General features: G+C 52.5%; 4 protein-coding genes. All 4 read left to right on the forward strand.

Annotated elements, in window-relative coordinates; all coding sequences use genetic code 11:
* Window positions 1–518 (forward strand): 4Fe-4S binding protein (locus tag PHU49_17100; GenBank protein MDD5245727.1); only part of this gene is annotated, 518 nt, incomplete at its 5' end.
* An 84-nt stretch (window positions 519–602) separates the two neighbouring features.
* Window positions 603–1,118, forward strand: a complete 516-nt coding sequence (locus PHU49_17105; GenBank protein MDD5245728.1) for a (Fe-S)-binding protein — start codon at window positions 603–605, stop codon at window positions 1,116–1,118.
* Window positions 1,118–1,798, forward strand: coding sequence for a heterodisulfide reductase-related iron-sulfur binding cluster (locus PHU49_17110; protein ID MDD5245729.1), 681 nt, complete (start codon window positions 1,118–1,120; stop codon window positions 1,796–1,798). Before PHU49_17105 ends, PHU49_17110 begins: the two co-directional genes overlap by 1 nt.
* Window positions 1,799–1,841: 43 nt before the next feature.
* Window positions 1,842–2,568, forward strand: a 727-nt coding sequence (locus PHU49_17115; GenBank protein MDD5245730.1) for an FAD-dependent oxidoreductase, incomplete at its 3' end; no start/stop codon positions are given.

Here is a 2,568-nt window from a genome sequence, read left to right on the forward strand (position 1 = left end):
TAGTTCCTTATACGGAAAAGGGAGAAGGCTTGCTCTCCAACATAGAAGGAGAATACGAAGAGGTTCCCGCAGAGATGCTCATCGAAAAGAACGCAAAGATGGACAAGTTCCAGGTAGACATGGAAACATTCAATAAAGACTTTGAAAAGTGCATTATGTGCATGAACTGCCGGGATATGTGCCCTGTATGCTACTGTATCGACTGTGTCTTTCATGGAGACGAGTATCTGCCCAAAGGTGACGCGCTCCTGAACAAGATCTTCCGGACAGGTTCAGCGAAAATGCCTCAGGGAAAAGAGCTTTTTCACCTCATAAGAATGTACCACGTGTCGCAGACCTGCGTGGGGTGCGGCGCCTGCGAGGAGGCCTGCCCTCAAGGGATTCCTTTGACGAAGTATTTCAAAGGTGTGTCCGAGAGGCTTCAGGGGATGTTCGGCTATATGTCGGGCAGGAGTTTTGAAGAACCGATACCATACGTTACCTTCCTCGAAGAGGAACTGAAAGAGGCAGAGGATTGATAGTATGGAAAGAAGACGGACCACCGCCTGAGGGGCTTGGACGAAGGACGACAACAAAAAAAGGAATTGAGTAAATATTGAGCGATGAAAGAAAAAGATCATGAAATAGTTTTCAAACATACCGGTTACCGGCGGGAGGATTTTTCGGTCTGCGTTGGTTGCAAGATCTGCGCGTCTGTGTGCACGGTGAACGATCTGGACATCGCGGTGAACCCACAGGAGCTGCTCCTGCGGCTTTTTCTCGGCCAGGAGATCGGGAAGGAAGACCCCCTTGTCCGCTACTGCACGAGCTGCTACCGCTGTGCCGGCGCCTGCCCGTGGAAGATACGGATCCCCGAAGTGGTCCGTGCCGTAAAGGAGTCGCTTGGCATGGAGGCCCTCTTTGAAAAGGCATTCAAGAAGTCCCTTAACATCTGGGGCAGGGTATACGAGCCATTCGTGGTGGTCATGGCGGCGCCCGACCTCCTGAAGGGCGGTTACATAAAGCACATGCCGAAATGGATGGAGTATGCGGGTTTTCACCTCCCCCATAAGGTCAAAAGATTAAAACCTTTGAACGCCTCAGAAGGCCTGGACCCTTCTGAAAAAGGCAGGTCATAATGGAATACGGATATTATCCCGGGTGTTCTCTCACCGGTTCAGCGAAGAAGCTTGACCGCGGTGTGAGGCGGATTTGTGAAAAACTCGGCCATAGTCTCACGGAGATACCGGACTGGAACTGCTGCGGTGCCCTGGAATACGGAGACAGGAACGAGCTGCTGAGCATCTCCGGAGAGAACCTGAGGAAGGCCCGGGGTATGTGTAAAGAGATCGTAGTGCCCTGTCCTGCCTGCTATAAGAACCTGAAAGATGCCGATCCGGACAGGTCTTTCAACATCCTGAGTCCCCTGGAACTCCTGAACCCTGGGAACCTGTCACAGATAGGACAAAAAAGGGACCTTAAGGGTAAGGTCTTCTTTCCTTATTATGGCTGTCTGCTCATGAGACCTGAAGGGAGCGCCATCAGGAACAAGAACATTATGGAAGATGCGATCAGCGCCTTCGGCGGCGATATTGACGGCGAAAAGATGAGGGACCGTTGCTGCGGAGGCAACCAGCTTTTCCTCAACAAATGGGCAACCGAGAAGCTTTCGAACCTGATCCTCAGCAGGTCCAGAGGGACCGTCGTCGTCTTCTGCCCCTTCTGTCACATGGCAATGAAGACATTTGCCGTTGGCAGGAAGGTTATCTATCTCACGGACCTTCTGCTTTACGTTATGGGAGAAAACAATTCTTTATGAAAACAGTCGGTGATACGGGCGGAGTTACGGAGCGCAAAGGCATATGAATATACTGGTGATAGGCGGAGGCATAAGCGGCATATCGGTTGCAAAGGTCGGTCTGGCGGAAAAAAACAACGTGACGATCCTTGAATCGACACCTGAGCCGGGCGGACTGATGGCCCGTATCGCGAACTGCCGGGTGGGGTTCAAAACCTTTTTCGACGAGATACGCGGCCACGAGCGCCTGACCCTGATCAGCGATGCAAAGATCGCGAAGGTAGACAAAAAGGATAAGGCGTTTGTAATAACCCTCGAGGACGGACGGACGCTGTCAGCCGACAAGGTGATAATCGCTACCGGTCTTACCCCCTATGACCCTGTTGAATACAAGGGGAAGAGGGTCCTCACGAGCCTTGAATACGACGCCGTTATAGACCAGCGGCAGGGCGAGCTTCCGGCCGATTTCAACAAGATCGGTTTTTTCCTCTGCGTCGGATCCCGTTCAGAGGATTACCCCCTCTGTTCGTCGGTCTGCTGCTCTTACACCCTCCGTGAGGTGAAATGGACACTGCAAAGGGCGAAGCCGGAGATCTCCGTTTTCTACAACGACCTCCGGTTCTTCGGTCAGGAGTTTTTGATGGAGAAGGCCTTCAGGGATGCGGGGGTGAGGTTTGTCAGGGCCAATTCCCGGTATTTCGATGAGGATGAGGAAGGTGTCACGGTCCGGTATTTTGCAGGAGGCCGGATACAGGAAGAGCGCTTCAATTACGTTGTTCTTGCCATCGGGC

It is taken from the genome of Syntrophorhabdaceae bacterium (assembly GCA_028713955.1).
Lineage (GTDB): Bacteria > Desulfobacterota > Syntrophorhabdia > Syntrophorhabdales > Syntrophorhabdaceae > UBA5609.